The organism is Flagellimonas abyssi, assembly GCF_019457905.1.
GTDB lineage: Bacteria > Bacteroidota > Bacteroidia > Flavobacteriales > Flavobacteriaceae > Flagellimonas > Flagellimonas abyssi.
Map to the genome: position 1 here is coordinate 204,685 of NZ_JAHZSV010000007.1, position 25,806 is coordinate 230,490.

22 protein-coding genes and 1 tRNA gene are annotated in these 25,806 nt (G+C 43.4%); 12 read left to right on the top strand and 11 right to left on the bottom strand.

What is annotated here, in order from left to right; all coding sequences use genetic code 11:
- Position 1 precedes the first annotated feature (1 nt).
- The 3 genes from hutI to hutG are packed head-to-tail and all read left to right on the top strand — an operon-like array spanning position 2 to position 4,219.
- Positions 2-1,228, top strand: coding sequence for an imidazolonepropionase (gene hutI, locus K1F36_RS07335; RefSeq protein WP_220113235.1), 1,227 nt, complete (start codon positions 2-4; stop codon positions 1,226-1,228).
- An 11-nt stretch (positions 1,229-1,239) separates the two neighbouring features.
- Complete coding sequence (locus K1F36_RS07340) at positions 1,240-3,243, top strand: urocanate hydratase (RefSeq protein WP_220113236.1); 2,004 nt, start codon at positions 1,240-1,242, stop codon at positions 3,241-3,243.
- Positions 3,230-4,219 (top strand): formimidoylglutamase, encoded by a 990-nt coding sequence (hutG, locus tag K1F36_RS07345; protein ID WP_258538971.1) that lies wholly within the window; start codon positions 3,230-3,232, stop codon positions 4,217-4,219. The genes K1F36_RS07340 and hutG overlap by 14 nt, the downstream gene beginning before the upstream one ends.
- Before the next feature lie 294 nt (positions 4,220-4,513).
- Here the strand turns inward: hutG and K1F36_RS07350 are convergent, their stop codons facing one another.
- Both K1F36_RS07350 and K1F36_RS07355 read right to left on the bottom strand, forming a co-directional pair.
- Complete coding sequence (locus K1F36_RS07350) at positions 4,514-4,963, bottom strand: LexA family protein (RefSeq protein ID WP_220113237.1); 450 nt, start codon at positions 4,961-4,963, stop codon at positions 4,514-4,516.
- Positions 4,960-6,219 carry a Y-family DNA polymerase gene (locus tag K1F36_RS07355; protein ID WP_220113238.1) on the bottom strand — a complete coding sequence of 420 codons (1,260 nt, stop codon included), beginning with the start codon at positions 6,217-6,219 and terminating at the stop codon, positions 4,960-4,962. The genes K1F36_RS07350 and K1F36_RS07355 overlap by 4 nt, the downstream gene beginning before the upstream one ends.
- Before the next feature lie 145 nt (positions 6,220-6,364).
- On the opposite strand from K1F36_RS07355, the gene K1F36_RS07360 reads away from it, so the two are divergent.
- Positions 6,365-8,665: an FdhF/YdeP family oxidoreductase gene (locus tag K1F36_RS07360; protein ID WP_220113239.1), complete on the top strand. Its 2,301-nt coding sequence runs from the start codon at positions 6,365-6,367 to the stop codon at positions 8,663-8,665.
- Positions 8,666-8,669: 4 nt separating this feature from the next.
- Here K1F36_RS07360 and K1F36_RS07365 read toward each other — a convergent pair whose 3' ends face one another.
- Positions 8,670-9,848, bottom strand: a complete 1,179-nt coding sequence (locus K1F36_RS07365; RefSeq protein WP_220113240.1) for an acyl-CoA dehydrogenase family protein — start codon at positions 9,846-9,848, stop codon at positions 8,670-8,672.
- 43 nt (positions 9,849-9,891) lie between these two features.
- The gene (locus K1F36_RS07370; RefSeq protein ID WP_220113241.1) at positions 9,892-10,602 is read right to left on the bottom strand and encodes a tRNA1(Val) (adenine(37)-N6)-methyltransferase; all 711 of its coding nucleotides are present in this window, start codon (positions 10,600-10,602) and stop codon (positions 9,892-9,894) included.
- 188 nt (positions 10,603-10,790) lie between these two features.
- Between K1F36_RS07370 and K1F36_RS07375 the strand changes: the two genes are divergently transcribed.
- On the top strand, positions 10,791-11,366 hold the full coding sequence (locus tag K1F36_RS07375; protein ID WP_220113242.1) for a hypothetical protein: 576 nt from the start codon (positions 10,791-10,793) through the stop codon (positions 11,364-11,366).
- Positions 11,367-11,420: 54 nt separating this feature from the next.
- On the opposite strand, the gene rimM is transcribed toward K1F36_RS07375, so the two are convergent.
- Positions 11,421-11,948, bottom strand: a complete 528-nt coding sequence (gene rimM, locus K1F36_RS07380) for a ribosome maturation factor RimM (RefSeq protein ID WP_220113243.1) — start codon at positions 11,946-11,948, stop codon at positions 11,421-11,423.
- Between the two features lie 12 nt (positions 11,949-11,960).
- A complete protein-coding gene (locus tag K1F36_RS07385; RefSeq protein WP_220113244.1) occupies positions 11,961-12,524 on the bottom strand; it encodes a 30S ribosomal protein S16 in 564 nt (187 codons plus the stop codon).
- Positions 12,525-12,790: 266 nt separating this feature from the next.
- Between K1F36_RS07385 and K1F36_RS07390 the strand changes: the two genes are divergently transcribed.
- From K1F36_RS07390 to K1F36_RS07410, 5 genes are all read left to right on the top strand, one after another.
- On the top strand, positions 12,791-13,246 hold the full coding sequence (locus K1F36_RS07390; RefSeq protein WP_220113245.1) for a ferritin-like domain-containing protein: 456 nt from the start codon (positions 12,791-12,793) through the stop codon (positions 13,244-13,246).
- Positions 13,247-13,390: 144 nt separating this feature from the next.
- Positions 13,391-17,776, top strand: coding sequence for a DNA polymerase III subunit alpha (gene dnaE, locus K1F36_RS07395; RefSeq protein ID WP_220113246.1), 4,386 nt, complete (start codon positions 13,391-13,393; stop codon positions 17,774-17,776).
- Between the two features lie 102 nt (positions 17,777-17,878).
- A complete protein-coding gene (gene trxA, locus K1F36_RS07400) occupies positions 17,879-18,196 on the top strand; it encodes a thioredoxin (protein ID WP_108246432.1) in 318 nt (105 codons plus the stop codon).
- Positions 18,197-18,278: 82 nt separating this feature from the next.
- Positions 18,279-19,208, top strand: a complete 930-nt coding sequence (locus tag K1F36_RS07405; RefSeq protein ID WP_220113247.1) for a DUF58 domain-containing protein — start codon at positions 18,279-18,281, stop codon at positions 19,206-19,208.
- A 123-nt stretch (positions 19,209-19,331) separates the two neighbouring features.
- Positions 19,332-19,405: transfer RNA gene (locus K1F36_RS07410), tRNA-Asp, on the top strand.
- 111 nt (positions 19,406-19,516) lie between these two features.
- On the opposite strand, the gene K1F36_RS07415 is transcribed toward K1F36_RS07410, so the two are convergent.
- Both K1F36_RS07415 and K1F36_RS07420 read right to left on the bottom strand, forming a co-directional pair.
- Positions 19,517-20,347 (bottom strand): ferritin-like domain-containing protein, encoded by an 831-nt coding sequence (locus K1F36_RS07415; protein WP_220113248.1) that lies wholly within the window; start codon positions 20,345-20,347, stop codon positions 19,517-19,519.
- Positions 20,348-20,369: 22 nt separating this feature from the next.
- Positions 20,370-21,113, bottom strand: a complete 744-nt coding sequence (locus K1F36_RS07420) for a ferritin-like domain-containing protein (protein ID WP_220113249.1) — start codon at positions 21,111-21,113, stop codon at positions 20,370-20,372.
- A gap of 356 nt (positions 21,114-21,469) precedes the next feature.
- Between K1F36_RS07420 and K1F36_RS07425 the strand changes: the two genes are divergently transcribed.
- Positions 21,470-21,685, top strand: a complete 216-nt coding sequence (locus K1F36_RS07425; RefSeq protein ID WP_220113250.1) for an NAD-dependent epimerase/dehydratase family protein — start codon at positions 21,470-21,472, stop codon at positions 21,683-21,685.
- Between the two features lie 174 nt (positions 21,686-21,859).
- Here the strand turns inward: K1F36_RS07425 and tkt are convergent, their stop codons facing one another.
- Positions 21,860-23,854, bottom strand: coding sequence for a transketolase (gene tkt / locus K1F36_RS07430; protein ID WP_220113251.1), 1,995 nt, complete (start codon positions 23,852-23,854; stop codon positions 21,860-21,862).
- Positions 23,855-24,115: 261 nt separating this feature from the next.
- On the opposite strand from tkt, the gene K1F36_RS07435 reads away from it, so the two are divergent.
- On the top strand, positions 24,116-24,673 hold the full coding sequence (locus K1F36_RS07435; protein ID WP_220113252.1) for a type 1 glutamine amidotransferase domain-containing protein: 558 nt from the start codon (positions 24,116-24,118) through the stop codon (positions 24,671-24,673).
- 271 nt (positions 24,674-24,944) lie between these two features.
- On the opposite strand, the gene K1F36_RS07440 is transcribed toward K1F36_RS07435, so the two are convergent.
- Positions 24,945-25,343, bottom strand: coding sequence for an MgtC/SapB family protein (locus K1F36_RS07440; RefSeq protein WP_258538972.1), 399 nt, complete (start codon positions 25,341-25,343; stop codon positions 24,945-24,947).
- Positions 25,344-25,564: 221 nt separating this feature from the next.
- Positions 25,565-25,756, bottom strand: a complete 192-nt coding sequence (locus tag K1F36_RS07445) for a hypothetical protein (protein WP_220113253.1) — start codon at positions 25,754-25,756, stop codon at positions 25,565-25,567.
- Between the last annotated feature and the right edge of the window lie 50 nt (positions 25,757-25,806).

The following is a 25,806-nucleotide window of genomic DNA, read 5'->3' on the forward strand; positions in this document are numbered from 1 at the left end:
CATGAACAGACCCTTATTAATAGGACCATTCACCCAATTGCTACCCATGAGGAACCTCCCCTTAAAAGGAGCGCTCAAAGATGAGCAACTTACCATCATTCAAAATGGGGGCATTTTGGTTTCCGAAGGAAAAATTCTCAAAATCGGTGTTTTTAATGAGCTGAAATCCGATGATGTCGACATTCACCATATCGAAGGAAACCATGTTTGCCTACCTGGCTTTGTGGACTCCCATACCCATATTTGTTTTGGAGGGACCCGTGCCCGCGATTACGCCTACCGAAATGCTGGAAAAACCTATTTGGAGATTGCCAAGGCGGGCGGTGGTATTTGGGACACCGTTACCCAGACCCGAAAGGCATCACAACAAGAATTGGTAGAAGGTATTATTTCCAGAAGCCAAAAACATCTCAAAAATGGCATTACCACTATCGAAGTGAAAAGTGGTTATGGCCTTTCCATGGATGAAGAACTAAAAATGCTGCGCGCCATACAACAGGCCAACGAAACCACAAACGCAACCTTGGTCCCAACCTGTTTGGCCGCACATATGAAGCCGAAAGATTGGAATCAAAACGAAGATTATTTGGATGTGATCATAAACGAATTGTTTCCTATCATCAAAGCTGAAAACTTGGCCAATCGGGTAGATGCATTTGTGGAAGAAAGTGCCTTTTCCCCGGAGGAAATCAAACCCTATTTTCAAAAAGCAAAGGAAATGGGATTCGATATTACGGTGCATGCCGACCAATTCACTACAGGCGGAAGTCAAGTAGCCGTAGATTTTGATGCGGTGAGCGCCGACCATTTGGAAGCCAGTACTGAAAAGGAAATCCAACTGTTGGCCAAAAGCAACACCATTGCCACGGCATTGCCCGGGGCATCCATCGGTTTGGGGTGTGCCTACACCCCTGCCCGTAAAATTTTGGATGCAGGCGGTTCTTTATCCATTGCCAGCGACCATAATCCTGGATCCGCTCCTATGGGTGACCTATTGACCCAAGCCAGCATTTTGGGAACCTTTGAAAAATTGTCCAACACCGAAATACTTTCAGGAATTACGTTTAGAGCGGCGGCGGCTTTACGTTTGGCAGACCGGGGAAAACTGGAAGCTGGATCACAGGCTGATTTTATGGTTTTTCCAACAGAAAACTATCAAGAAATCACCTACCACCAAGGGCAATTAAAGCCAAGCCAAGTTTGGAAAAAAGGAACGCCCATCCACTAAAACATTGCATCATGACCGAATTTCAGCAACAAATAGTACAAGGCATACCTGAAGAGCTTCCTGCTAGAAAGCCATACCCTAAAAACGGCAACCCAGCTCCAAAACGGAAAGACATCCTTTCCAACGAAGAGAAAAAATTAGCTGTACAGAATGCGCTACGTTATTTTCCCGAAGCTTGGCACAAAGAGCTCGCCCCAGAATTTGCGGAGGAGCTGAAAACTTTCGGCCGTATTTATATGCATCGGTTCAAGCCCGATTATGAGATGTACGCACGACCTATTTCGGAATATCCTGCCAATACGCATCAGGCAGCGGCCATTATGCTCATGATCCAGAACAATTTGGATCCTGCAGTGGCCCAGCATCCCGAAGAGCTCATTACTTATGGGGGCAATGGCTCAGTATTTCAAAACTGGGCACAGTACCTGCTCACCATGAAATATTTGGCGGAAATAACCGAGGAACAGACCTTGAACATGCATTCTGGGCATCCAATGGGTCTTTTCCCATCATCCAAAGAAGCACCAAGAGTGGTTGTTACCAATGGCATGATGATTCCCAACTATTCCAAACCCGATGATTGGGAACGATTCAACGCACTTGGCGTTACCCAATACGGACAGATGACGGCTGGTTCTTACATGTACATCGGCCCACAGGGAATTGTTCACGGAACCGCCATCACAGTAATGAACGCCTTCCGAAAGGTATTAAAGGCAAACGAATCGCCCGAAGGCAAAATTTTCTTGACTGCTGGATTGGGCGGTATGAGCGGAGCCCAACCCAAAGCCGGAAACATTGCTGGTGGCATCACCATTTGTGCAGAAGTAAACCCCGAAGCTGCCAAAAAACGCCACGACCAAGGTTGGGTGGATGAATTGTTGGTGGATCTAGATCTGTTGGTGGTTCGCACCAAAGAGGCCGTGGAGAACAAAGAAGTCGTTTCCTTGGCCTACATTGGTAATGTGGTCGATGTTTGGGAACGTTTTTATGAGGAAGATATTTTTATTCATTTAGGTTCCGACCAAACCTCTTTGCACAATCCTTGGGCAGGTGGTTATTATCCCGTTGCACTTTCTTTTGAAGAATCGAATACCTTAATGGTTAAAAATCCAGATAAATTCAAGAAAAAAGTACAGGAATCGCTTCGGAGACAAATTAACGCCATCAACAAACATACGGCAAAAGGCACCTACTTTTTTGATTACGGAAACGCCTTTTTGTTGGAAGTTTCCCGGGCGGGCGGCGATGTAATGGCCGAAAACAACATCGACTTCCGATATCCGTCCTATGTCCAAGATATTTTGGGCCCGATGTGTTTTGATTATGGTTTTGGCCCATTCCGATGGGTCTGTACCTCGGGCAATCCAAAAGACCTTCAAAAAACCGATGCCATTGCCCTTGAGGTAATGAAAAAGATAAAATCCGAAGCACCTGAAGAAATCCAACAGCAAATGCAGGACAACATCAAATGGATCTCGGAAGCGGAACAAAACAAATTGGTGGTAGGTTCACAGGCTCGAATCCTCTATGCCGATGCCGAGGGACGAAGCAAAATTGCAGACGCCTTCAACACGGCCATTGCCAAGGGAGAAATCACTGCCCCCGTGGTTTTGGGACGCGACCATCATGATGTTAGTGGTACGGATTCGCCGTTTCGGGAGACCAGCAATATTTACGACGGTGGCAAGTACACCGCCGATATGGCTATCCAAAATGTAATTGGAGATAGTTTTAGAGGTGCCACTTGGGTTTCCATCCACAATGGCGGTGGCGTTGGCTGGGGCGAAGTCATCAACGGAGGGTTTGGCATGGTGCTCGATGGTTCCGAAGAGGCGTCAATCAGATTGAAGAAAATGTTGTTTTTTGATGTCAACAACGGTATTTCCCGCAGGAGTTGGGCCAGGAACAAAGAAGCCCGCTTTGCCATTGAACGAGAAATGGAACGCTCCCCCAATTTAAAGGTAACTTTGCCTTATCTTGTGGAATCCGATATTTTGGATGACCTATTTTAATGTGATGAAACACTACGCTCCCCCGAAAAAAGACTTTTGGACAGGTAGAATCTCCAATAAATGGCTGTATCTGCACGAAAAAGTGCATTGCACCCCATTGGAAGAACTTCCCGAAGCACATAAAAAATCCATTGCCCTTTTGGGCTATGCCTGCGACGAAGGCGTACGCCGAAACCAAGGCCGTTTGGGTGCCGTAGAAGGTCCAGATGTCATCAAAAGCAATTTTGCCAAAATGCCCAACCATTTGGGGAGCCATGTGCTGTTACACGATGTAGGTTCAATTACTTGTGCCAATAGCGATATGGAAGCTGCCCAAGAACAACTCTCCCAAGCAGTCAAAACCCTTTTGGAGAAAAAACAGTTCCCAATTGTTTTGGGTGGTGGGCACGATATGGCCTACGGGCACTTCAACGGCATCAAAACTTATTTGGATGACAAAAAAGAAGGTCAGACCATCGGCATCATCAATTTTGATGCGCATTTTGATTTGCGGAAAAACACGGAACAGAGCAATTCGGGCACTCCATTTTATCAAATAGCCAAAGACTGCGAAAAAAAGGGTATCGATTTTAACTACCTCTGTCTCGGTATCCGAAAAGATGCCAATGATCGAAACCTATTTCAAACGGCAAGGGACCTTGATGTCATCTATGTGATGAACGACACCTTTCAAATTCCTTTGCTAGAAGAAATCACTACATGGATCAATGCCTTTGCCAAAAATGTGGACCATATTTACGTGACCATCGACCTGGATGGTTTTTCATCGGCTTATGCGCCCGGGGTCAGTGCCTCTTCTCCAATGGGCTTTAGCCCATATATGGTTCTGGAATGTTTAAAAACGATTATCGGCTCTGGAAAATTGATCAGTATGGACATTGCCGAGATGAATCCCAAGTATGATATTGATGGTCAGACGGCTAAATTGGCCGCTTCGCTGGTACACCATGTGGCACATAGTGTTTCTGGAAGTTAATTTCATTCTCCCCCACAAACAAAAAAAGCCTTCCAAAAGGAAAGCCTTTCATTGGCGAGCATCGGTTTGATGCTTCAACCTGATTCCAATCATCGCGACTGGAATCCAACACAACGGAACAAAGATAACAAAGGATTTTGAACTTGCCGTCTTTTCAATAAAAATCAAGTTAAAATCATCCCCAGAAAACAAGTTTCTTATTCTATTCGGAACATGGCCAATGGATTTAAACGCCTACCTGTCCGTCCGACAGGCGGGTGCTCGGAGATGAGACTGTTCGCTTTTGACAAATCATCAAACTGCTTTGATCACATAGGTAACCACTCCCCAAATAATCAAGTCGCTTCCGTTAGGTACTTTTATAGGTTTATAGCTGTCATTTGCAGGCATTAGGGTAATGGCTTTCTTTTCCATGTGCAACCGTTTTACAGTAAACTCACCATCCAAATAACAAACGGCAATCTTGCCATGTTCCGGGTCCAAACTGCGATCTATGACCAAAAGATCCCCATCATCCAGTCCTGCGCCTATCATGGATTCTCCACTCACCCTCGCATAAAAAGTCGCTTCTTTGTTTTTGATCAAAGTTTTGTCCAAACTGATGCGTTTTTCCTTAAAATCTTCTGCAGGTGAAGGAAACCCTGCGGATACGGTATTTTTGGACAAAGGCGCACCCTCACTTTGTTCTTCGCTTGGCACATAAAAAGTAAGTGATTCTGTTTCTGGCAATTTTTTGGAAGTCATTTTACTTTAATGATGTCATTAATATTTGTGGTGTATTTAGGTGAAAGATGTTTTTGGCGCATCTTCCAGGTCCTTTCCAAATCTTGATTGGCAATTTTCATTTTTTGGATGCCATACTTGTCATTAATACCATCCATAACTTTCATGAGTTTATGGTGTTTTGGATTTTCGGACAGGAACAAGTCTAATTGCTTCTCATTGGTAGGCACCAGCCCAGACACAATGACTCCCGCCCTTTTATACTTGATTCCAGGTTTGAAAAGTGCTACGGCTGCTTTAACCGCATAGTTACTGATAGTGAGGCTTGAATCCGTAGCATAGGGCAACGTAACAATAAGACTGCTCTTATCTTGTGGTTCGTTCTTTTTATGCCTGTCACTTCTTAAAAGCACCACCAAATAGTTACAACTGCTTCCTTGGTTCCTCAATTTTTCGGCACAACTGGTCGCAAAGGTGGACACCCTCTCTTTGATGTTCTCAATATCGGAATAAGTGCTTTCAAAGCTCCGTGTGGTAGCTATGGCTTTTTTGTCACGGGTATCATCGTCCAAATCCAACGTTGGAATACCTTCCAGATCTTTTTTTAATCGAAGACCTATTATAGCCATTTGTTTACGCACCCATTCATCCGATAATTGGGTAAAGTCATAAGCTGTTTTTATATTTTTGGTCTGGAGCCGTTTCTGGTTTCCTCTCCCTATCCCCCAAACGCTTTCAATCTTGGTCCATTTTAAGGCCTTGATTCTTCTCTCATCAGAATCGATAACGTACACTCCCCCTGTTCGCGTCTTTAATTTTTTGGCAATCTTATTGGCTACTTTAGCCAATCCCTTTGTGGGCGCTATACCAATGCTTATGGGAATTCCTGTACATTTTTGAACTGTTCGTTGTATCTCCCGTCCATAAATATTAAAATCATAACTTTTGAAACCATCAAACTTTAAAAAAGCTTCATCTACACTGTACACTTCCATATTGGGGGTGAATGTTCCCAGAATATTCATGACCCTCGTACTCATATCGCCATACAAAGGGTAATTGGATGAAAACACTTTGATGCCATTTTCCTTACAAAATTGTCTGTACTTAAACTCTGGGGCGCCCATGGGCAATCCGAGTTCCTTTGCTTCATCACTTCGCGAGATAAAACAGCCATCGTTGTTGGATAGGATACCCACAGGAACATTATTGAACTGGGGCTGAAACGCCCGTTCACATGAGGCATAAAAGTTATTGCAATCTACAAGGGCGAACATGCTTTTTAAAATACTCGATTTTTGCTAAATTACATAGGAAATTCATTGTAATTCCATTTCGAGTCAAAGGTAATTGCGTTCAGTATAAAATGACTCAAAGTCTTGGGGAAAAGAATTATGCCAGCCCAAAATGCTAAATTAGACTATGCAAAAAGAGATAAAACGAAACATTTCCCTAACTGGAGACATCAAATTTACTGGCCTTCGCCTAAAAGAACCCATGCAAACCGCAGCAGGTTTTTTAGGTATTAAAGAAGCGCTACGACATAGCTTGAAGGAAATGGGAATTGTCAACTCCATGCGTAGCTTGCTGGAAATGAACCAAGAGGACGGTTTTCGTTGTCCCAGTTGCGCTTGGCCCGTTCCCGAGCATCCCTCCAAAATTGCAGAGTATTGTGAGAATGGGGCAAAAGCCTTGGCCGATGAAGCAACTAGAAATCATATTGGAGCAGATTTTTTTTCAGAACACTCGGTGGAGGAACTTTCCAGATTGAGTGATTTTGAACTAAATAAACTAGGACGCATTGTAGAACCGATGGTTCTAAAGCCAAACAGTATTCACTATGAGCCCATCACTTGGCAAGATGCGTTTGAATTGATTTCGGATGAACTGCACCAATTACAAGACCCTAACGAGGCCATTTTTTATACTTCGGGCCGATCTAGCAACGAAGCCGCCTATCTCTATGGCATGTTTGCACGCGCTTTTGGCACCAACAATATGCCGGATTGCTCCAATATGTGCCATGAATCATCGGGCGTGGCACTTTCGGAGACTATGGGAATTGGGAAGGGGTCCGTAAAATTGGACGATTTATATGGTGCAGAAGTCATCTTGGTGGTAGGGCAAAACCCAGGCACGAATCATCCGAGGATGTTGTCGGCACTGGAAAAATGTAAACAAAATGGCGGTAAAATCATCAGTATAAATCCCCTTGCCGAGACGGGAATGGTCAACTTTAAAAATCCCCAAAGCGTTTCGGACATGTTGGGGAACGGACAGGCCATGGCCGATGTTCATCTGCCTGTAAAAATCAACGAAGATGTAGCCTTGGCCAAATTGATCTTGAAAAAATTAGTGGCACTTGATGCCAAAAATTCCAATGTGCTCGACCATGAGTTTATTGTGGAATACGTGGACGGTTATGATGATTTGTTGAAGGATTTGGAAAGCTACGATACGGAAAGCCTTCAAAAAAGATGCGGGGTGTACATGCGAAAAATTGATCAGGTTGTACAGGTGTTGGCCGAAAATTCAAAAATCGTGATTTGCTGGGCCATGGGCATTACCCAACATAAAAATGCGGTGGACTGTATTAAGGAATATGTAAATATTTTGTTGCTGAAGGGAGCCGTTGGAAAACCGTTTGCAGGAACTTGTCCCGTGCGGGGCCACAGTAATGTACAGGGAGATCGCTCGGTGGGCATTATGCACTATGTGAACAAAACCTTGAACGAAAATATACAGAAGCACCTCAATTTTGACCCACCTACCGAAAAAGGATACGATACGGTGGAGGCCATCAAGGCCATGTACGAGAAAAAGGCCAAGGTCTTTGTCTGCTTGGGAGGAAATTTTGTAATGGCAGCCTCGGACACCCAATATACAGCCGAAGCGGTTCAAAATTGTGACCTTACCGTACAAATCAGCACCAAACTGAACCGAAGTCATTTAGTGACGGGCAAAACTGCATTGTTATTGCCCACTTTTGGGCGTTCTGAAAAAGATGAAAAGAATGGGGAGCTTCAATTTTTGACCATGGAAAGCAGTACGGGAAAGGTAAGGCAGAGCAAAGGACTCCTAAAACCTGCTTCCGAGCACATCAAAAGTGAGCCAGAGATTATTTCTTTATTGGCCCACACTTATTTTAGGGGAAACCATTCCATGAACTGGTACGAACTTGGACAAGATTACAATTTGATTCGGGAATTGATAGACAAAACCGTGAAGGGGTTCGAGAATACCAGCGAAGCGTCCAAAGGATTTGGCTATTATCTGCCCAACAATGTCCGTACGCGTGATTTTAGGATGCTACCCAATGGAATGGCACAATTGTCCATCACCCCATTGCCCGACCATCAATTGCAAGCTGATGAGTTATTGCTGATGACCATTCGCTCGCATGACCAGTTCAATACCACCATTTATGGATTGAACGACCGTTACCGCGGCATTCACAACGAGCGACGTGTTGTTTTTATGAATGCAGAGGATATGGCTGAAAAGGGACTAACCCAACTGGATGTGGTCCATTTGCATAGCAATTATGATGACATCCGAAGAACGGCAGAAAAGTTTATCGTGGTTCCCTATGAAATTCCGAAGGGCAATATGGCCGCTTATTTTCCTGAGACAAACATGTTGGTGCCCCACAATCAATTTGCGGACAAGAGCCAAACGCCCATTAGCAAATCCATTAAAGTTACCGTAGAAAAAGCTTCGTAATGTATTATTTGAAGGCCTGAATACCCGTAATATCGGCTCCCGTAATCAACAAGTGGATATCGTGGGTACCTTCATAAGTGATTACACTTTCCAGGTTCATCATGTGGCGCATAATGCTGTACTCCCCAGTGATGCCCATTCCGCCCAAAACTTGTCTTGCTTCGCGAGCGATTTTTATCGCCATCTCCACATTGTTCCGTTTGGCCATGGAAATCTGGGCCGTAGTTGCCTTGCCCTCGTTCTTTAACTGTCCCAAACGAAAAGCCAACAACTGGGCCTTGGTAATCTCTGTGATCATTTCGGCCAATTTCTTTTGCTGAAGTTGGTATGCGGCAATAGGTTTTCCAAACTGTTCGCGCTCCTTGGCGTAACGGAGTGCGGTATCGTAGCAGTCCATGGCTGCTCCAATGGCTCCCCAGGCAATGCCGTAGCGCGCAGAATCCAAACAACCCAATGGTGCTCCAAGTCCACTTTTACCAGGTAAAAGATTCTCTTTTGGCACTTTCACATTATCAAAAATAAGCTCACCAGTAGCTGATGCCCTTAACGACCATTTGTTGTGGGTCTCTGGTGTGGAAAAGCCTTCCATGCCACGCTCCACAATAAGCCCATGGATTCGGCCCTCTTCATTTTTGGCCCAAACAACCGCAATATCGGCAAATGGTGAGTTGGAAATCCACAGTTTGGCACCATTGAGTAGGTAATGGTCACCTGCATCCTTGAATTTGGTTTCCATACCGCCAGGGTTAGATCCGTGGTTGGGCTCGGTGAGTCCAAAACAGCCCATCCACTCCCCTGTTGCCAACTTTGGAAGATATTTTTTACGCTGTTCTTCGTTCCCGTATGCAAAAATCGGATACATTACCAAGGAAGACTGAACGGACGCAGTTGAACGAACCCCGCTATCGCCACGCTCTATCTCTTGCATGATCAAACCATAACTGATTTGGTCCAACCCTGCGCCACCGTATTCTTCAGGGATGTAGGGACCAAAAGCACCAATTTCGGCCAACCCTTCAATAATCTGTTCAGGGAACTCTGCTTTTTGGGCATATTCTTCAATGATCGGGGATATATCGCGCTTTACCCATTGGCGGGCAGCATCACGGACCAGTTTATGCTCCTCCGAAAGTAAATCGTCTAAGTTGTAGTAATCCGGGGCTTCAAATAAGTCGGGCTTCATTCAGAATAAATTTTAGTAAATATAACATTTCATCGGCTCATTGTTACATTTTCAAATAAAATGCTTGGGTCAATTTTATGTATGCTTCGGTGTATTGGTGCCGTTCTTTTTCGATTGTCAAGGTATCGATATTGGTTTGATCATCAAAAAAACTGAACTCCATTAAACTTCTTTTAAAATCTGAATCTGGATTTCCTTTTACCCTTGTGATCCTATTTGGAAACAATCCCACACGTTTGGCCAGTTCAACAAAACTTTCTTCTTCTTTAAAAGGAACGATAACTGCAAAAGTTCCTTTTTCCGTCAAAAATTGGGGTACGCCTTGAAGCAATTCATCAAAGGGCAAGGAACTGTTTTGTCGCGCAGTGTCTCTGGATGTATCGCCACTCGTAACATCTTCGGCGTAAAATGGCGGGTTGGAAACAATCAAGTCGTACTTGTCATCCATTTCGCCCACAAACTCATCAAAGCCTGCATGGTAACAGAATAGCCTATCTCCCCACGGCGATGCCTCAAAATTGGCAACACATTGCTCGTAGGCGGCATCATCCAACTCAATGGCATCTATGGTTTCGGCAGACGAACGCTGTGCAAGTTGCAAAGCAATGAGGCCGGTTCCTGCACCAATATCCAAAATGGATTCCGGTTGATTTGCCAATGACGCCCAAGCACCTAATAAAACGCCATCGGTGCCCACCTTCATGGCACATTGGTCTTGATGGATGGTAAATTCTTTGAATTTGAATGGTTTCATTGCATCAAAGATAAGGTAATCCGTGTGCTCGATTTTGAAATATCAATTGAAACAGGGCATCCGTTGGTTCAAACAGGGCATCCGTTAATTACTTTCCTAAAGGTGGCACCAATATGCTTAATTCGCCATCAAATTCTGGGGATATTCCCCAATAAAATTATTACCAAATTATCTAAACTTTAATCATTATGAAGAAAATCATTTTTTCATTCCTACTTACGCTCGCCGCAGTACAAGTTTCAGAAGCGCAAGAGCAAGGTAAATTCCGTGTTGGCTTGGAGGTAGGTTATACTGTACCCGATGGTGGAGGTGGCATATTTCTCGCTATAGAACCAAAGTACAATATCGCCGATAACATGAATGTTGGCCTTCGATTTGAATCTGCGGCCATGGCAAAAAATTTTGGTTCATTTGAAACTTCTCTTTCATCAAGTGTGTCCTACTCAGGCACATTTGATTATTACCTTTCTTTGGGCAGTTCTTCTGTTGCACCATTCATCGGTGCTGGTGTTGGTTACCACCAGCCGGGGACTATTGGTTTTGATAACGATTCGTATGATGAAGAATTACTAGAGGCCGACATTCTAGTAGATGGAAAATTTGGCGGTCTTATTAGAGCAGGTTTTGAAGCTGGCAAGTTTAGGTTGGCCGCGACTTACAACCTTGTTGGCAAATCCGAATTGCTAGAGGCAGTAGAAGTCAAAAACTCCTACTTGGGCATATCACTAGGTTTTTACCTAGGTGGTGGCAAGTGGAAAAAATAAAATTCCGTCGAGTTTTGTTATGTAAAGAGGGGGCAATTTTGCCTCCTTTTTATTTTATCCAAGATATAAATCTACCAAACCTTCGGGAGTTTTAACATGGATGGTTTTGTTCTCCCTGTCTACTTTGGCAATGATATCATCACTAACAGGAATCAACAGTTCCTTATCTCCCTTTTTAATTTCAAACAAATCCTGTGATGCACTATCGTTCACGGATTCTATGATACCGATATCACCGTGAACCTCATCCATAACGGTAAAACCGATTACTTCATGGAAATAAAACTTGTTTCCCTTTAGCGGCGGCAACATGGTAAGTGGCAGATAAAGCTCCGAACCGACAATATTATCGGCACTGGATTCGTCCTTTACCTCTTCAAAATCGATGCGTAAAAGGTTGGATTTATGCAGTCGGCATCTATCAATAAAAAATGGAATCAGGTTGTTTCCAAAAGAAACAAGCACTGATTCCATATTCTCGTAGATATGGGGTTCATCGGTGTCCAATTTGACCAACACCTCGCCCTTAAAACTATATTTTGAAACGACTTTGCCCAAATAGAAGCAGTCTTCCTTGCGCATTGTCTTACGTTTCTATTCTTCCTTTTTGTCAGCTTCTTCAGCAGCAGGAGTCTCTTCTGCTGGCGCTTCAGTTTCCTCAGTTGAAGCTTCGGCTATTTCTTCTGCAGCTTCCTCGGCTACTTCCTCCTCAGGTAATGCAGCAGCAGCTCTTTTTTCGTTGGCCTCTTTTTCAGCAGCCAATGCTTGAGCTCTAGCTTCTGCATCAGCCTTGCTCAATCCATCTTTCTTATCTTGGATTTTTTGCTCTTTCTCCTCCAACCAAGCGTTGAATTTCTCTTCTGCCTGCTCTTCGGTCAATGCTCCTTTGCGAACACCGCCCAACAAGTGATGCTTCAACAAAACACCTTTGTAAGAAAGGATTGCTCTTGCAGTATCTGTTGGTTGTGCACCATTTTGTAACCATTTTACAGAACCATCAACATCTAGGTTGATTGTAGCTGGATTGGTGTTTGGGTTGTATGTACCCAATTTCTCCAAAAATTTACCGTCTCTTTTTGCTCTAACATCGGCAGCAACTACCCAATAGAATGGCTTACCTTTTTTACCGTGTCTCTGAAGTCTAATCTTTACTGGCATATCACATTAATTTGTAGGGGTGCCCGACCCTTGTTATTAATTCTTTTTTATCGCTTTTTCCATTAAGCGGGTGCAAATATACACTTATTTGTTTATAGCACAGCGTTTAGGGCAAAAAAAGTTAAATGCATTTAACAACTGAACCCCATACCGTTAAACCTATCACAAACCATCCCAACTATTTGTTATTCTGACATTTAACCTTAACTTATGTAGTGAAGTCATCGAAAGTCGATGGCCCATAACCGATAAAATGTAGATAGATTATGAAGTATACTGTAGAAATGTCGAACAAATTGAACGAACTTTTGGAAAGAACCTACGATGCTGAGAAAGGATTTAAACAAGCAGCTGAAAAGGTAGACAATAAAACCATTAAGCAATTCTTTATGGATAGATCCAATCAACGTCAAAATTTTGCAAAAGAACTTAAGGCTGAAATTATGTCGTTCGGAGAAAAACCTGAAGATAGCGGTAGTGCAAAAGGCACATTACACCGATCTTGGATTAATTTTAAATCTTTGTTTTCTTCCAATAGTGAAGAAGCAATGTTAGAAGAGGTGCATCGTGGAGAAAAAGAGGCTATAGAAACCTATAACGACATACTGCAAGACAAAGATTTTGTATTGCCCCCAACCACCGAGAGTCTACTGATGAAACACAGAAATGCCATCAGAGACACTTTGGAAACGGCAAATATATTCGAAACAGCAGTATCGTAATTCCAAAAGTCACTAGATACAAGCAGAAAAGCTGGGATTTATTCCCGGCTTTTTTTAGTTGATAACTCCTCACAACTCTTTTTCACCAAATCTATCTTCTTCCGTAATTTTATTCATTCTTTTTTCGACCGAGACTGTTAGCTTATGTATTTGATTTTTGATACCGAAACCACTGGCTTGCCCAAACGTTGGGATGCCCCCATTACCGACACCGACAACTGGCCACGATGCGTTCAGATAGCTTGGCAGTTGCACGACGAACTTGGTAATCTGATAGAACATCAGGATTTTTTGGTAAAACCCGAAGGATTCAACATTCCCTACGAGGCCGAACAGATTCACGGTATATCCACAGCTTTGGCCGAAGAAAAAGGAGTGCCTTTGAGCGAAGTCCTGGAAGCGTTCAACAGGGCATTGCTACAAACCAAATTTGTGGTGGGCCAAAATGTGGGCTTCGATATCAATATTATGGGATGTGAATTCCACCGTGAGGAAGTGCAAAGTCCCCTAACGGAACTTCCCGTGCTAGACACCTGTACCGAGCATACCGCGGAACTCTGTAAAATACCCGGAGGACGTGGTGGTAAATTCAAGCTGCCAACCTTGACAGAGCTCCACGAGTTCCTGTTCGGTGAGCCCTTCGCCGAAGCACACAACGCAACTGCGGATGTGGAAGCTACGACCCGTTGCTTTTTGGAATTGGTCCGCAAAAAACAATATTCCTACCAAGAACTCGATGTTCAACCCGATTATTTTGAGCGATTCTCCAAAGCCAATCCGCAGGAAATAGAGCTTATTGGGTTAAAGCACATCAACCTAAAGGCAGCATCCAAAGAAATTGCCGATGCCCTTTGGGCAGAAGATACGGGTGGCATTTCCGACGAGGAAATCCAAGAGAACGTGGAGACTTTGGAAGATGAACCTTTTGTTCATTTGCACAATCACTCCCAGTTTTCCGTACTTCAGTCCACCATCAACATAAAGGATTTGGTCAAGGCCACAGCTGATCACGGTATGCCTGCCGTTGCATTGACCGACCATGCCAACATGATGGGCGCTTTTCACTTTGTAAAAGAAGTGATGGGGCATAACAAAGCGGTAAAGGCTAAAAACGAAGAATTGATAGCCAACGGTGAACAACCGACCGAGAAAGAAATCACTCCCATTGTGGGCTGTGAATTCTTTGTGTGCGAAGACCATACCAATAAAAATGTAAAGGACTACGGGCATCAAATAGTGCTGCTGGCCAAAAACAAAAAAGGGTATCATAACTTGGCAAAAATGTCATCCATTGCCTATACCAATGGGTTTTACTACGTACCCAGAATCGACAAAAAAGTCATTGAGCAATACAAGGAAGACATCATCGCCCTTACGGGAAACCTATATGGTGAAGTGCCCAATAAAATCTTGAATGTTGGTGAAAACCAGGCCGAAGAGGCACTTTTATGGTGGAAAGAGCAATTTGGTGACGATTTTTACATCGAAATCATGCGTCACGGTCAAGAAGACGAAGATCGCGTCAATCAAGTTTTGGTGCGTATGGCCAAGGACCATAACGTAAAACTGGTCGCCACCAACAATACCTATTACTGCGATAAAAAAGATGCCGAAGCACACGATATTTTATTGTGTGTAAAGGACGGGGAAAAACAATCCACACCCATCGGTCGGGGGCGGGGATATCGTTACGGCTTGCCCAACCAAGAGTACTACTTTAAGTCTTCAGACGAAATGAAGGAGCTCTTCAAGGATTTGCCCGAAGCCATTTTGAATATCAAGGAAATCGTGGACAAAATTGAGCCATACGACCTTGCAAGTGATATTTTGCTGCCCAAATTCAGTATTCCCGAAGAGTTCAAGGACCCACAAGACGATGTAGATGGAGGTAACCGTGGTGAGAACGCCTACTTAAGGCACATTACCTACAAGGGCGCCGAAAAACGTTACGGAGAACTTACGGACGAAATCAGGGATCGGATAGATTTTGAGTTGGAAATTATCAAAAACTCAGGCTATCCGGGATACTTTTTGATTGTGGAGGACTTTATCCGGGAAGCACGGAATATGGATGTTTCCGTAGGACCGGGCCGAGGTTCCGCAGCAGGTTCGGTGGTAGCGTACTGCTTGACGATCACCAACATCGACCCCTTGAAATACGACCTGCTTTTTGAGCGGTTCCTGAATCCGGACAGGGTATCGATGCCCGATATCGATATTGATTTTGATGATGAGGGACGAAGCCGCGTGATGGACTACGTAATCAATAAATACGGGGCCAACCAGGTGGCGCAGATTATTACCTATGGTACTATGGCGGCCAAATCGTCCATTCGAGATACGGCCAGAGTTTTAGATTTGCCTTTGGGCGATGCTGACCGTATTGCCAAATTAATTCCGAACATGTCCAAGCTCAACAAAATATTTGGGGTGGACGAAGCAGACCTAAAAAAGAAGTTCCGTTCTGAAGAACTCGAAAAGGTATATGAGCTCCTCAATATTGCCGAAACCGATGATTTGGAAGGCCAGACCTTAAAAATGGCCCGAGTGCTCGAAGGGTCTTTGCGAAATACGGGAATCCATGCCTGTGGTGTTATCATCACCCCGGACGATATTACCAATTTTGTACCTGTATCCGTGGCCAAGGATTCTGACCTTTATGTTACCCAGTTCGATAACTCTGTAGTGGAAAGTGCCGGTCTGTTGAAAATGGATTTCTTAGGATTGAAAACCTTGACCTTGATCAAGGACACGGTCAAAATTGTAAAAGCAAGAACGGGAATAGAGTTGGTTCCCGATGATTTTCCGTTGGATGATGAAAAAACATATGAACTCTTCCAACGAGGTGAAACCGTAGGGGTGTTCCAGTACGAATCCCCGGGGATGCAGAAACATATGAAAAACCTGAAACCTACGGTTTTTGATGACCTTATTGCTATGAACGCCCTGTACCGCCCGGGTCCAATGGAATACATCCCTAGTTTTATAGCCCGTAAACATGGTGATGAAGAAATCACCTATGACCTTCCGGACATGGAAGAATACCTACAAGAAACCTACGGGATTACCGTTTACCAAGAGCAGGTGATGTTGCTCTCACAAAAATTGGCCGGGTTCTCCAAAGGTGATGCGGATGTACTCCGAAAAGCGATGGGTAAAAAGATTTTTGCCCTGCTGGAAAAACTAAAACCACAATTTTTGGATGGAGGTGAGAAAAACGGACACCCGAGGGATGTACTCGAAAAAATTTGGAAGGATTGGGAAGCTTTTGCCTCCTACGCTTTCAACAAGAGTCACTCTACCTGTTACGCCTACATCGCCTACCAAACAGCTTATCTAAAGGCCCACTACCCTGCCGAGTATATGGCCGCCGTGTTGTCCAACAACATGAACGACATTAAACAGGTTACCTTTTTTATGGAGGAGTGTAAACGAATGGGATTGGAAGTATTGGGGCCTGACGTCAACGAATCCTACTACAAATTTGCCGTGAACAAGGACAATGCCGTACGTTTTGGCATGGGCGCCATTAAAGGTGTAGGTCGCTCTGCTGTGGAAACCATTGTTGAAAACCGAAAAGAAGGTGGGGCTTACCGATCTATCTTCGATTTGGCCAAACGTGTAGATTTGCGTGCCGCCAACAAAAAAGCCTTCGAGAATTTGGCGTTGGCTGGAGGTTTTGACTCTTTTGGAGATACGCATCGCGCACAATATTTCCATGATGATGGTGATGGCATCACGTTTTTAGAAAAAGCCGTGAAATATGGCTCTAAGTTCCAAGAAAACCAAAATTCATCACAGGTAAGTCTTTTTGGGGAAGCCAGCGAGGTTCAGATTCCCGAACCAATTGTTCCGCCATGTGAAGAATGGGGCACCATGGAAAAGCTACGCCGTGAAAAAGAAGTGGTCGGTATTTATATTTCGGGGCACCCGTTGGATGATTTCAAAAAAGAGATCAAGGCATTTTGCAAAAACACGGTTGCCGATTTCTCACGTTTGGAAGAGCATGTGAACCGGGAACTCACCGTTGCCGGTGTAATTACCGATGTGCAGCACCGCGTTTCCAAAAACGGTAAAGGCTGGGGACTCTTCACGCTGGAAGATTACAACGAATCCTACGAACTAAGGATTTTTGGGGAGGAATACTTAAAGTTCCGCCACTTCTTAATGATCAACTCCTTCGTGCACGTGCGTGCGTATGTACGCGAAGGCTGGGTAAATCGCGATACAGGCAAAAAAGGTGACCCTAGGCTCCAGTTCAACGACTTTAAACAGCTTCAGGATGTAATGGATGCCTTTGCCAAAAAACTTACCATCAAACTGAACATAGATCGTTTACAGGAGCAGCGCATCAGAACATTAAAGGACACTTTAACATTACATAAAGGGGACCACCCGATAAGTTTTGTAATTTATGAGATGCAAGAGGAAATCAAACTCAAACTATCGAGCCGAAAACAGAAGGTAAAGATTAACAGCGAGTTACTTTCCGAACTGGAAGCACATGAAATTCATTACAAATTGAATTAGACCATAATTATTGTCAATGGCGCAATAATTAAAACGAATACGCCCTGTGTAAGTTAGATGGGCATTATTTGACTAACTTTGTATAATATTAAAATAAATAAGATGGCACTAGAAATAACAGATGCGACTTTTGACGAAGTTGTTTTAAAAAGTGACAAGCCTGTCCTGGTAGATTTTTGGGCAGCATGGTGTGGACCTTGTAGAATGGTAGGTCCGATCATTGAAGAAGTAGGACAAGAATACGATGGCAAAGCTGTTGTTGGTAAAGTTGATGTTGACGCAAACCAACAGTTTGCCGCTAAATACGGTGTACGTAATATCCCTACTGTTTTGGTTTTTAAAGATGGTGAAGTTGTAAACCGTCAAGTAGGTGTATCTCCCAAAAAAACCTATACAGATGCTATTGATGCAGCACTGTAAAACAAAACTCGGAATTAGATTTTAAAAAAGGTTTGGCATTAGCCAAACCTTTTTTATTTTATCTTGTCTGCAGAAATCAGTTATGGACGTACGATCGGAACTTAGCAAAGCGACCCTTTTCCAAAACTTGGAGCTTTTGGCCCATCAAATTGTGGAAGGGTTTATCAGTGGTATTCATAAAAGTCCGTTCCATGGATTTTCGGCGGAGTTTGCCGAACATAAAATTTATAACCTAGGACAGAGCACCAAACATATAGATTGGAAGCTTTTTGCCCGTACGGACCGCCTATACACCAAACGCTTTGAGGACGAGACCAACCTTCGCTGCCATATGATTTTGGACAACTCGACTTCCATGTACTATCCGGAAGTGAAGGAATATTCCTTGGACAATCTAAACAAAATTGGTTTTGGGGTACTTTCCATTGCTGCCTTAATGCAAGTTTTGAAAAAGCAAAGGGACGCCGTTGGGCTAAGTATTTATTCCAACACCTATGATTTCCATGCTTCGGAAAAAAACAGTGAGCGCCATTTTCAGATGCTGTATTCCAAATTAAACGAAGTAGCTGTTCATGGAAGGAAGTCTGAAGAGACCAAAACCTATACATTTCTTCATCAAATAGCAGAAAAAATACACCGCAGGAGCCTGATTTTTCTGTTTACCGATATGTTCCAGACGGAAACAGAAGAGGAAAAATTGTTTGAAGCCCTGCGCCATCTCAAATACAACAAGCATTCCGTGGTTCTTTTCCATCTGTTGGACAACGCACACGAGCTCCATTTTGATTTTGAGAATACCCCCAAACGTTTCGTAGATGTGGAAACGGGCGAACAAATAGATTTATATGCCGATTCGATTAAAAAAGCCTACTCGGAAAGAGTATTACAATACCAAAAGGAACTAAAACTAAAATGTGCACAGTACCAGATAAAGTATGTGGATGTGGACATAGGTTCCAATTTCTCACAAGTTTTGAATTCCTTTATGATCGAGCGACAAAAATTTGCCTAAACATTTTTAAAAAAATGTTTTGCCATATCCGAAATGAGAATGTATATTTGCACTCGCTTTAAAAAAGCAATGAACAAGATTTGAATCCGACTGTTGTCGGAGTCTTGCAAAGATAAAATCATTGGTCTGGTAGTTCAGTTGGTTAGAATACCTGCCTGTCACGCAGGGGGTCGCGGGTTCGAGTCCCGTCCAGACCGCAAAAAGCTCCGATTACTCGGAGCTTTTTTGGTTTTACACCTTTCTTTATTTTAATAAAAAGTCCCCATTACCAAGGCAACAGGGACTTACTTTCAATCAGTACAAATTATTTATTCAGAAACAATAAAAAGACTTGCAATAGCGACCGCATCATCACCTGATAATGCTTCGTCATATGCTTCTGTAGATGCTTCCATGCTAAACGGAGCATCACTTCCTAGAGTGGTGACGTCCACGCCTCCCTGAACTACATTTTCCTCACCGTTGTATACAGCTTGTGTAGCTTCTGGCATACCGGCGCCACGCTCATTGTTGGTGATCCAGCCTTTAAGGCCTCTCAATCTTCTTACTTCAGAGGCGTGCATGGCTTCTACAGCATGTATCTGCAAAGCAGGAGTCAAAAAGTCAGACCCCAACAAGTTTCCTGCCTGCCCTTTGTAGGCCCTTACCCCAGTATCTTCAAACGCCTGGGCGAGTGCCAATAACTGGGCATATGCGGTTTCTTGGCCCACACCATTATCATTAAAAGGGTCAAAAGCGCCTCCGGCAGTAAAATCAAAAGTGGGTTTTTCTACCGGGGTAACCCCTGCACCTTCCAATCCAGCAATCAGAAAATCAACATGCGCCTGCTCATGCTTGGAAATTTGCATATAAACTGTTTCTGGCCTACCACTTGGCAATACTCCTGACTGAAGTGCCAAATCGTAAAACTCATCTTCCAAATATTCCAAGGTCAATGCCAATTGCAATGCGCTCACGGGGTCACTACCCGAATCTTGGGCAAAGGTTTTGTTCGGCATTGTGGCCAAACCAAATGGAATTGCACTTAGAACCGCTTTTTTACCAAGGGAACCTAAGGTCCCGAACATGTCTCGGCGTGAAGGCTTACCCTCTAATAGAGCTTCATTCGTAAATCCGTCCAAAAATTTTATAATATCCATATCGTATATCTTTTTTTAAAGTTTAAGGTAAATTGTTTGCTGTGAAAGAAGTCTGTATGAATCCCGTATCTCCTACTGCGGAAAGAACCACTGATGGGTCCAAAGCTGCCGCCAGTCCGGTGTCCGTAGTTACATAATCATCTCCGGCAAAATCTGCGGAACCTGGGTTAAGTAGTGTCCGAATCGCGGAAGCATGTCTCGCCTCTACAGATACAATTTTCCCTGCCAGTAACAGATATCCAGGGTTACTGATCAGGCGGCCTGCGCCATTGTAGGCTGCTACTCCAGTATCTTCCAATACACTTGCCGTGGTAAGCACTTGCTCCCTGTTGTTGAAATCCAAATCACCGTAATCAAATTCCAGTGTTGGAAGTACTAAGTCGGTATTCCCGTCAACAGCTGCTGTGATAGCGGTCTTAAAAAAGTCCCTATGGTTTACCTCATGATAATAAAGGTCGGTCAGGATTTGCATTTCTTCATCCGATATATTTCCATAAAAGGAGTTTACGACCTTGGTGTAGAAATCAGCTTCCAACTGTTCCAGTGCATACGCATAATTAAGGACACCCAAATCTCCTTGACCAAGATCAAAAATAGCTGGATTTGGATTCGGGTCTGGGTCCGGCATCATCCCCATTCCATTGTCATCGTTGCTACAGGCCACCAAAAGACCAGCCCCAACAACTCCCATACCTCCCAATTTTAGAAACTGGCGGCGGTTTGTTGCCTTTTCTACCGGTTTTACTTTGACTATACTTTTTCTCATAAGGCGAATTGTTTTAAAAGGTTAATACAATTCTACTTACGAGGTATATGAGAAGTGGTTTGGTATAAAGTGTTAAAAAAATGCAAAACCATATAAAATCACATCGACACAATACTGGAATATTCAAAAAAACGAACGATTTCTTGTAACAAGGATCAACGAGGCGACCATAAATTATCCATAACTGATTTTAATCGAAAAGGCTTATACCCCATTGTAAATCATAGTTATACAATTTAATTTTTCCGTGATAGTGTCAACATCTCCCCTTTTATAATCTTTACTTCATCACACATTTTGAATTTCAATGGAGACAATCACTATTCACCAAAAGAAATTCAATAAAATTGAAGTATATGGACGAAATCAATGATAATTTGAGTTACGGAACAGAAAAAGAGGTAATTATTATCACTGGGAGCAACGGCCTCATTGGATCCTTGTTGATAGAAAGATTATCCAAAAAATACCTGGTCGTTGGCTTAGACCGGACACACCCTTCTTACTCGCCCCACCAAGCCGAAAGCATAAATTTTGATGTAACCGATGAAAAGCCATCCACGTTGCCTTAAACCATATGTGGACTCTGGGGAAATTACGAAACAATATCCTAAATCTTCCGAACTAGTTGACCGGAATCCATCAGGTTACGATCCAGAAAATCCAGCCATATGCTTTGTCCATGTTTGATTATTTCTGCTAAATTGTTCATGTTCTATTCTTTCTATATCCTACATTCCTTTTTACTATACCAATGCCAAGGCTCTTTCAACTACATTTTCCACAGTAAAGCCATACGCTTGTAATACCTCTTCGCCGGGAGCAGATTCACCAAATCCTTCGACCCCGATAACATCGCCTTCATCCGTCACATATTTGCCCCAGCCCATGGGTGATGCAGCCTCAACAGCCAATCGCTTCCGCAAGTCCTTGGGAAGCACAATTTCTTTGTACTCTTTACTCTGTTCTTCAAAGAGTTCCCATGACGGCATGCTCACAACACGTGCATCAATATTCTTCTCCTTTAGTTTTTCTTGGGCGGCCAAGACCAATTGCACCTCTGAACCGGTACCAATAAGAATGATTTCAGGGTCATTTTGGGCCTCAGAAATTATGTAGGCACCTTTTTCCAGCGACTTTGCCTTAGTATATTTTTCTTGGTCGATGATGGGAAGCCCTTGCCGGGTAAGGGCAATGGCGACCGGTCCTCCAGAATGTTGGATGGCTACACGCCATGCCTGGGCGGCCTCGTTGGCATCTGCGGGACGGATGACTATAAGGTTGGGGACGGCCCTGAGCCCTACCAGCTGTTCTACTGGCTGATGAGTGGTACCATCTTCCCCTAGCCCTATACTATCGTGGGTAAAAACGATGATGGGCCGTATCTTCATAATGGCGGCTAATCGGATGGGAGGCCTCATGTAATCAGAGAATATGAGGAAGGTGGCCCCATAAGGTATCAGATAGTTGCTCAGGGCCATTCCGTTTAAAATGGCGCCCATAGCATGTTCACGCACGCCGAAATGAAAGTTGCGCCCGTCCCTAACACGTGCAGAGAATGATTCATAATCTTTCAATTCCGTAGCTGTGGAGGGGGCAAGATCGGCGGACCCTCCCAATAAATTGGGCAACTGCCCGGCTATAGCGTTCAATGCCTTTCCAGAGGCTTTTCGTGTGGCCATTTTATCGCCAGGCTCAAAAATGGGCAACTTTTCTTCCCAACCGCTCGGAAGATTCCCTGTGGTCATTTGTTCGTATTCTTCAGCAAGTTCTGGGTATTTCTCTTTATATTTTTTAAACAGTTTTTTCCATTCCTGCTCTTTTTTTTCACCCTTTTTTCCTGCTTCTCGATAGAACTGCAACACTTCGTCATCCACTACAAATTTGGCTTCTGGATCAAAACCGAATTTTTTCTTGACCAGTTTTACCTCATCTTCTCCCAAAGGTGAACCATGGGCCTCCCCGGTATCCTGTTTGTTGGGACTGCCATAGGCAATATGGGTGCGTACCTTTATAAGGGAAGGACGTTCGCTCTCTTCTCCAGCTTTTATAATTGCTTTGGAGAGTGCTTCTACATTATTACCATCATCCAGTTCCTGTACGTGCCATCCATAGGATTGAAAGCGTTTGGAGGTGTTATCTGAAAATGTGATACTGGTGTCACCTTCTATGGAGATATGGTTGTCATCATACAAATAAATGATATTGCCCAACTTTAAATGCCCTGCCAACGAAGCAGCTTCCGCACTTATTCCTTCCATAAGGTCTCCATCGCTACAAATCGCATACACCTTATAATCGAATAAATCAAAATCGGGTTTGTTGAACCGCGCGGCCATATATTTTTGGGCAATGGCCATACCCACGCCATTAGCAAAACCTTGGCCCAACGGCCCTGTGGTAACCTCCACGCCGTCCAACAAGTGTTTTTCGGGGTGCCCGGCCGTTTTGCTATGCAACTGCCTAAAATCTTTTAAATCATCCATGTTGATGTCATACCCTGTCAAATACAAAAAATTGTACTGGAGAATACAGGCATGGCCAGCAGAAAGTATGAATCTATCACGATTGGCCCAATCAGGGTTTTTTGGGTTATAATCCATCACCTGTGCCCAAAGTATATGCCCCATGGGCGCAAGTGCCATTGCTGTGCCCGGGTGTCCGGACTCAGCTTGTTGTACGGCATCTGCCGATAGTATTCTTACGGTATCAATTGCTCTTTGTTCTTTGGTTTTGCTCATATTCGGGAATTTATGTTTGTTGAAATACACTTCAATACCTATATGATATCCATTTTGTATGCTATTGATTGATGGTATCCATAAAAAAATTGGTTCAAACAAAGCAATCCATCGCGGACAATCAGAAATGTGACAACGGTTGATGGAATTTCAACACAACCCGATACCATTCAAGTTATTTCCTTTTGCGTCAATCTAAGGAATTATGTAGGCTTATCTTTTTGAGCGAACATAAGTTTTAACCTTAAAAAATTAGATATCATGAAATTGAAAGAAAAAAGAATTGCGATTTTGGCCACGGATGGTTTTGAACAATCGGAACTGTTTGAGCCTTTGGAAAAATTAAAATCAGAAGGAGCCACCGTGGACATTGTTTCCACTAAAGAAGGTGAGATAAAATCTTGGAACAAAACCGATTGGGGAAAAAGCATCAAAGTCGACAAAACTGTGGATTCGGCCCACATACTTGATTACGATGCCCTGGTCTTGCCCGGTGGAGTGATGAACCCGGACACATTGCGGACCCATACGGTTGCCGTTAACTTTGTTAAAGGTTTTTTCGAAAGAAGCAAACCGGTAGCGGCCATTTGCCATGCTCCTTGGCTTTTGATAGAAGCAGAGGTGATCGATGGACGAAAAGTAACTTCCTATAAGAGCATTAAAAAGGATGTGATCAATGCCGGTGGGCTTTGGGAAGATAATGAAGTGGTAGTGGACAGTGGCTTGGTAACAAGCCGAAACCCTGGAGACCTACCTGCTTTCTGCAATAAAATCGTGGAAGAGGTTTTGGAAGGGAAACATGAAGAACAACATGCCTAATATCTTGTTTTCCTAAGAATAAGAATTGTAAAGCATGTACCAATTAATATGGGCGACCGCTTAAAAGTGGTCGCCCATTATTTTTAATGTAAAGGGTCTCTTTTCGTCTCTCCTTTTTTCTTGGTTGATGGAAACCTCAGTGGCCTGACCGGGCTCAAAATTATAATTGTCGGGCTTTTCCACAACAATTCTTAAAACGTTATGATTGGTGAATCTTATGGATTTGATCTTTACAATGTGCTTTTTGATGTCTGCTTTATTTTTTTTGAGCTTATTTTTTTCCTTCTATTTTATCGTCTATATAACCAAACACAATATTGATGATCACTACCAAAATGGTGAGTATGCCCAGTTCCACAAACATGGATGTGGCCGCTAGACACCCAGCTCCCCCACTGCACCATAGTGTAGCTGCAGTAGTAAGCCCCTTGATTTTGTCTTCTTGCTTTTTTTGCATGATTACTCCGGCACCTAGAAACCCCATGCCTGTGACCACTTGGCTTAACACCCTTGTAATATCTGCATATTCTTCACCATAGAACCGTAAAGAAACAAGGACATATGCACAAGCTCCCACTGCAACCAAAGTATTGGTCTTAAGCCCGGCATTTTTACCCTTGTACTCGCGCTCCAACCCAATGAACAGACCAGCAAGTATGGCCAGGCCCAACTTTAGGGTAAAGGCGATTACTTCTTGCGAATCGTATGTAAAAAGTTCTGTGATACTATTTTGTGTTTACAGTCAATATTTTGAATTTCAAGCAGCAACCTTGGTAAACTACTTTTTTAAAACATTATAGATCAACGTAGAAAACACAATCATTAACGCTATAAACAACCTACTTTTTCGGCGCAGCAGGTTGCATTGAAATACTCCACACAAACTTGTACCTAAAAGCTCACGGAGGTTTCAAATATCAAACCTGAGAGCAGTACCCCAACGGCAACAATGATCAAAACGACCAATACGACTATAAAACCCGTTTTGGTGGCGCCATTTTTCTTAAAAATATAGTTGCGTTTTGGATTGTCTAGCTCTTTTACAAGTTCTGTTTTTTCCTCTGGTTGCTTTTCGTTTTCCATTTTTTACATGTTTATTATTTGATTTACAGGTGCATAGCTAGTTCAAAATA

What these genes read in the sequence shown, in the direction of transcription:
- K1F36_RS07405 (WP_220113247.1), top strand. Translation starts at nt 18,279, where the DNA reads ATGGACGTACGATCGGAACTTAGCAAAGCGACCCTTTTCCAAAACTTG.
- hutG (WP_258538971.1), top strand. Translation starts at nt 3,230, where the DNA reads ATGACCTATTTTAATGTGATGAAACACTACGCTCCCCCGAAAAAAGAC.
- K1F36_RS07360 (WP_220113239.1), top strand. Translation starts at nt 6,365, where the DNA reads ATGCAAAAAGAGATAAAACGAAACATTTCCCTAACTGGAGACATCAAA.
- hutI (WP_220113235.1), top strand. Translation starts at nt 2, where the DNA reads ATGAACAGACCCTTATTAATAGGACCATTCACCCAATTGCTACCCATG.
- rimM (WP_220113243.1), bottom strand. Translation starts at nt 11,948, where the DNA reads ATGCGCAAGGAAGACTGCTTCTATTTGGGCAAAGTCGTTTCAAAATAT.
- K1F36_RS07370 (WP_220113241.1), bottom strand. Translation starts at nt 10,602, where the DNA reads ATGAAACCATTCAAATTCAAAGAATTTACCATCCATCAAGACCAATGT.
- K1F36_RS07435 (WP_220113252.1), top strand. Translation starts at nt 24,116, where the DNA reads ATGAAATTGAAAGAAAAAAGAATTGCGATTTTGGCCACGGATGGTTTT.
- trxA (WP_108246432.1), top strand. Translation starts at nt 17,879, where the DNA reads ATGGCACTAGAAATAACAGATGCGACTTTTGACGAAGTTGTTTTAAAA.
- K1F36_RS07445 (WP_220113253.1), bottom strand. Translation starts at nt 25,756, where the DNA reads ATGGAAAACGAAAAGCAACCAGAGGAAAAAACAGAACTTGTAAAAGAG.
- K1F36_RS07420 (WP_220113249.1), bottom strand. Translation starts at nt 21,113, where the DNA reads ATGAGAAAAAGTATAGTCAAAGTAAAACCGGTAGAAAAGGCAACAAAC.
- K1F36_RS07425 (WP_220113250.1), top strand. Translation starts at nt 21,470, where the DNA reads ATGGACGAAATCAATGATAATTTGAGTTACGGAACAGAAAAAGAGGTA.
- K1F36_RS07355 (WP_220113238.1), bottom strand. Translation starts at nt 6,219, where the DNA reads ATGTTCGCCCTTGTAGATTGCAATAACTTTTATGCCTCATGTGAACGG.
- dnaE (WP_220113246.1), top strand. Translation starts at nt 13,391, where the DNA reads ATGTATTTGATTTTTGATACCGAAACCACTGGCTTGCCCAAACGTTGG.
- K1F36_RS07390 (WP_220113245.1), top strand. Translation starts at nt 12,791, where the DNA reads ATGAAGTATACTGTAGAAATGTCGAACAAATTGAACGAACTTTTGGAA.
- K1F36_RS07415 (WP_220113248.1), bottom strand. Translation starts at nt 20,347, where the DNA reads ATGGATATTATAAAATTTTTGGACGGATTTACGAATGAAGCTCTATTA.
- K1F36_RS07385 (WP_220113244.1), bottom strand. Translation starts at nt 12,524, where the DNA reads ATGCCAGTAAAGATTAGACTTCAGAGACACGGTAAAAAAGGTAAGCCA.
- tkt (WP_220113251.1), bottom strand. Translation starts at nt 23,854, where the DNA reads ATGAGCAAAACCAAAGAACAAAGAGCAATTGATACCGTAAGAATACTA.
- K1F36_RS07365 (WP_220113240.1), bottom strand. Translation starts at nt 9,848, where the DNA reads ATGAAGCCCGACTTATTTGAAGCCCCGGATTACTACAACTTAGACGAT.
- K1F36_RS07340 (WP_220113236.1), top strand. Translation starts at nt 1,240, where the DNA reads ATGACCGAATTTCAGCAACAAATAGTACAAGGCATACCTGAAGAGCTT.
- K1F36_RS07375 (WP_220113242.1), top strand. Translation starts at nt 10,791, where the DNA reads ATGAAGAAAATCATTTTTTCATTCCTACTTACGCTCGCCGCAGTACAA.
- K1F36_RS07350 (WP_220113237.1), bottom strand. Translation starts at nt 4,963, where the DNA reads ATGACTTCCAAAAAATTGCCAGAAACAGAATCACTTACTTTTTATGTG.